Here is a 4,599-nt window from a genome sequence, read left to right as displayed (position 1 = left end):
GGATCGTGAACGGCATCTCGCGGCCGCTGTTCGGCTGGGTCTCGGACCACATCGGGCGTGAGCGCACGATGTTCATCGCCTTTGCGCTCGAGGGGGTCGGGATCATCGCGCTCGGCACCTTCGGGCACAACCCGTGGGCGTTCCTGATCCTGAGCGGGGTGGTGTTCCTGGCCTGGGGCGAGGTCTACAGCCTGTTCAGCGCGACGGCCGCCGATGCCTTCGGGACCAAGCACGTCGGCAAGATCTATGGCGTGCTCTACTGCGCGAAGGGCGTGGCGGCGCTGCTGGTGCCGATCGGCAACCTCCTCATGGAGGCGACCGGCACCTGGTCGACGGTGCTCTACACGGTGGCCTCGCTGGACCTGATCGCGGCGCTCTCGGCCCTGTTCATCCTCAGGCCAATGCTCGTGCAGCACCACACCGGCAGGAGCCCGTTTGCTCGGGTCTCCACTCCCTCCGTGGCGTAGCGTAGCCCGCCGTCACAGCTCCCGGCAGGTTTTCCATAGCCGGATAGAGACAAACTGAGCCCGGGCCAGCGTTGCGCAAAGGCCCGGGCTCCTGCATTTCCGGCGTGGCGGGCCTCATGCCGGACGGAGTCCGGCCTCCCACTCCGGACCGGTAATAGGAACGGCCCCGCACGGGGCGGGTCCTCCCATCCACGCGAGATCCCTCAGACTCTCGATTGGGGTGATCAGGCCTCCCGTGGCATGCCGGGCGATGGAGGCAACGGCTGCTCCAGCGGGTAGTCCCATCACCCTTGCGCACAGCCACACCCACTTCCGGACAGAGCGTCAGGTGAGAATCGAGATCCTGCCCGTCAGATCGCGACGCGTGCTCCGACCTCGACCGCCCGATCCTCAGGGATGCAGAACTGGTCTGACACGTCGCTCGCGGAGCGCGCGAGCGGAATGAAGATATAGTCCTCCCACAACGGCAATCCCGCGTCGGGCGAGGCTTGCAGCGCCCGCCGCGACAGGAAGAACGAGGCGTTCTCGAGATCGAAGTCGGCGGCCTTGAGCGCCTTCGGGACGTTCGGGTGTTCCATGAAGCCGAACCGCACCGTCACCCGCGAAAACCGGTCCGAGAGCTTTTCGGTGGTGACCCGGCTCTCATCGCGGAGACGCGGCACCTCCTCGGTGACCACGGTTAGGATAATGTTCTTCTCGTGCAGCACCTTGTTGTGCTTCAGGTTGTGGAGAAGGGCGGCCGGCACGTCCTGGGCGTTCCCGGTCAGGAAGATGGCGGTCCCAGGCACCCGTGGCACCGTGCTCTGTTCTGCCGTCCGGATGAACTCGGCCAGGGGCGGACGGTCCCGGTACGTGATCTCCGCCAGGAGGTGCGTGCCCTTGCGCCAGGTCCGCATGAGGATGAACAGCCCGGTGCCCGTCAGCAGCGGGAACCAGCCGCCCTGCGGGATCTTGAGTACGTTCGCCGACAGGAAGACGAGCTCGATCGCCAGGAACGGCGCAATCACCAAGCCAGCGACCGTCGGCGACCAGCGCCAGAACTTCCAGGCCACGATGAATAGCAGGCAACTCGTAATGACCATGTCGCCCGTGACCGCGATACCGTAGGCGGCGGCCAGCGCACTCGAGCTCTCGAACAGGACGACGAGCAGGATCACCGCGAACAGCAGGAGCCAGTTGATGAGCGGGATGTAGATCTGGCCCTTCTCGGTCTCGGAGGTGCGCAGGACCCGGAAGCGCGGGATCACGCCCAGGTGCATGGCCTGCTGGGAGATCGAGAATGCGCCGGTGATCACCGCCTGGCTCGCGATGACGGTCGCCGCCGTCGCGAGAATGACCATGGGCAGGAGAGCCCATGCGGGGTAGAGCAGGAAGAACGGGTTCTCCAGCCCCTCGGGCGCGGCGAGCAGCATGGCGCCCTGCCCGAGATAGTTAATTGCCAGTGCTGGGAAGACGAGCCCGAGCCAGGCGGTGCGGATCGGCGCGCGGCCGAAGTGGCCGAGATCGGCATACAGCGCCTCGGCTCCGGTGACGGACAGGAACACCGCACCGAGCGCATGGAGCCCTGCCGTCCCGTGACCGGCCAGGAAGCCGAGGCCGTAGGTCGGGCTGATCGCCGCGATGATGCCGGGATCGTCCAGGATGTGCATCAGGCCGCCAAGAGCCATGACGAGGAACCAGAAGGCGGTAAGCGGCCCGAAGAGGGACGCCACGCCCGCCGTGCCGAACCGCTGGGCGGCAAAGAGCGTGATCAGGATCGCGAGGCTGAGGGGCACCACGTAGGGATCGAAGGCGGGTGTCACGAGCTTCAGGCCCTCGACCGCCGACAGCACCGAGATGGCCGGCGTGATGATCGCGTCGCCATAGAACAGCGAGGCGCCCACCATGCCGAGGACGATAGTCGCCCCAGCGGCGGCTCCGAGCGCGCGTTGCGCGAGCGTCACGAGCGAGAGGGTGCCGCCCTCGCCGTTGTTGTCAGCCCGCAAGACGAGGACGACATACTTGAGCGTCACGATGATGATCAGCGCCCACAGGATCAAAGAGGCGACCCCCAGGACCATCTCGCGCGTCAACGCGCTGGAGCCGGCGTGTCCGGTCGCCGCGGCGAGGCTCTCCTTGAGAGCATAGAGCGGGCTCGTGCCGATGTCGCCATAGACGACCCCGATCGAGCCGAGTGTCAGGGCCCAGAAAGAGGTCGGTGCGACGTGGGGATGCCCGGCCGGGCTTGCGGTGACCCCTTCATGTGAACGTATCCCTGCTGCAGCCATGGCCGCTCCGGCCTCGGGAATGGTATAGCCTTTAACGTGGCTCCAGGATGCTGGTTTCACCGGCCGGAGCCGATGAAAGGCCGGGGTCATGGAACAGCCGGTATTGCGCTGTCAGCGTCCCTCGAGATAGAGCCGTCGAACTCTTCTCCCGTCATATGGATGCCGCTGGCAGTGCATCCATCGGCCAGGCAGGACCGCACGACCCCAAGGCGATCAGCGGGGCCATTGAGGCTACGGGAGAAGGATGCTTCGACAGCTGCGGGATGGAAAAGCCAATCGGGAGCGCTTGCGCGAACTGTTTCAGCAGGCCCGCGGCTTCATCGCCGTGCTGGACGGCCCCCGAGCACGTGTTCGAGATCGTCAATACCGTCAGACATGGACGATGTTTCGCGCCTCTCCTGCAGACGATTTCACATACTTGGTCCTGCCCGCACCGAATGCGGGTCGTTAGGAATTCATCAACCTCGCCGGGCCGACTATGCTCTGGCTGATCCGACTCGGGAGGTGGCGTGCAATTCAGCAATCTTGCCACGATCAGCCAAGTCGAGCAGAGCTCGGCATTGAAGCGTAAGGTCTTATTTGAGCATGACGAAATATTTTGCCGCAGGACTGACCGCTATCCTCACGTTCTTCGTAGCGAGTTTCCTCCCGGTCTTTGTCGAGGAATTGATTCGCGATTTCATGGGCTGGCAAGCTCCTGGTCCGTCCTTGGACATGGGCTGGTGGCGAGCAGGCGCTGGATTCATTGTGGCGGGCTCGATCTTCTGGCTGGTCGTAAGGAGGCGCAATGCTGCTGCCTTGGAGTGGCGTAAGACATTAGCAGCACGGGCAAGGGCATGATGGGCCTGTGAGACCACAGCAAGGTTTCGCTTCCCCTTCTCCAAGCGGATGAACTCTGGTCAGCCTGTCTGGCTTCAGGTTGGCATAAGCGTCCGGCTTCGCCGGAATCCGCAAGCACGATGGATCAGGCATCATGAGACTGCGGTAATGATGGACCGGCGGTAACGAAAAAAGTTGTCAGTGATGTAGGGGCGCGAGCCGTTCGCCCGTCCTATGCCGTGAGGCAGGAAGCGGAGATGCCGAATGGTCGATCTGATCCTCACCACCTTCGATTGGGTTCCCGAGACGCCGCGGGGCTACGTGCGTGATATTCGTGTGCGTTGGGCGCTGGAAGAGGCCGCACTGTCCTATCGCGTCGACAGCGTGCCATTTGGCGCGCGGAATGCCGAGCACTTCTTGCACCAACCCTTCGGCCAAGTGCCGTGGTTGACCGATGGAGACATCTCGATCTTCGAGAGCGGCGCGATCCTGCTTCATCTAGGCGAGCGGGGTGACGCACTGATGCCTGCCGATCCGCGCGGTCGCAGCGAGGCTATACAATGGTTGTTCGCGGCGCTCAATTCGGTCGAGGCGGCAAGCCTGCCTGGTCGATATTTGTGTTCTCCGGTGATACGGCTAAAACGCCGGGACGGAAGCGTCTGGACGCATTCCTCAAGGCCCGGCTCCAGCACTTGGAGCCGGTCTTGGCAGGACGCAAATGGCTAGCCGGGACCTTCTCCGTCGCTGACATACTCATGGCGGACGTGCTGCGTCTTGTCGATCGGTTCGACGGGCTGGCGGGATATCCTGCGTGTCGTGACTATGTTGCGCGCGCCACGGCCCGCCCGTCCTTCGTAAAGGCATACGCAGACCAGATGGCGCATTTTGCTGCGGCAGACTGAGCAACACCGGCATCAAAAGCTGCCGGTCGCGAAACTGCCCTCCTCCACATTCATAAATCGATTTGGACCGGCAAATTTGCCCATGCCCTGCGGGCTTTGTGCCAGCTACCCTACCGTGCCTTCAGGCTTGCGAATGGCTGCTTA

3 protein-coding genes and 1 pseudogene are annotated in these 4,599 nt (G+C 63.8%); 3 read left to right on the top strand and 1 reads right to left on the bottom strand.

The genetic code is table 11. From position 1 onward, the window contains the following. Positions 1–467 (top strand): MFS transporter (locus BN1233_RS36505; protein ID WP_046868560.1); only part of this gene is annotated, 467 nt, incomplete at its 5' end. Between the two features lie 350 nt (positions 468–817). Here BN1233_RS36505 and BN1233_RS36500 read toward each other — a convergent pair. Next, a complete protein-coding gene (locus BN1233_RS36500; RefSeq protein ID WP_046868618.1) occupies positions 818–2,734 on the bottom strand; it encodes a potassium transporter Kup in 1,917 nt (638 codons plus the stop codon). 585 nt (positions 2,735–3,319) lie between these two features. On the opposite strand from BN1233_RS36500, the gene BN1233_RS36490 reads away from it, so the two are divergent. Both BN1233_RS36490 and BN1233_RS36485 read left to right on the top strand, forming a co-directional pair. Continuing rightward, positions 3,320–3,574, top strand: coding sequence for a hypothetical protein (locus BN1233_RS36490; protein ID WP_046868558.1), 255 nt, complete (start codon positions 3,320–3,322; stop codon positions 3,572–3,574). A 243-nt stretch (positions 3,575–3,817) separates the two neighbouring features. Then, positions 3,818–4,455, top strand: a pseudogene (locus BN1233_RS36485) (glutathione S-transferase family protein). Positions 4,456–4,599: the final 144 nt, after the last annotated feature.

It is taken from the genome of Microvirga massiliensis (genome assembly GCF_001006805.1).
Taxonomy (GTDB): Bacteria; Pseudomonadota; Alphaproteobacteria; order Rhizobiales; family Beijerinckiaceae; genus Microvirga; species Microvirga massiliensis.
This window is presented reverse-complemented; position numbering and strand designations above follow the sequence as displayed.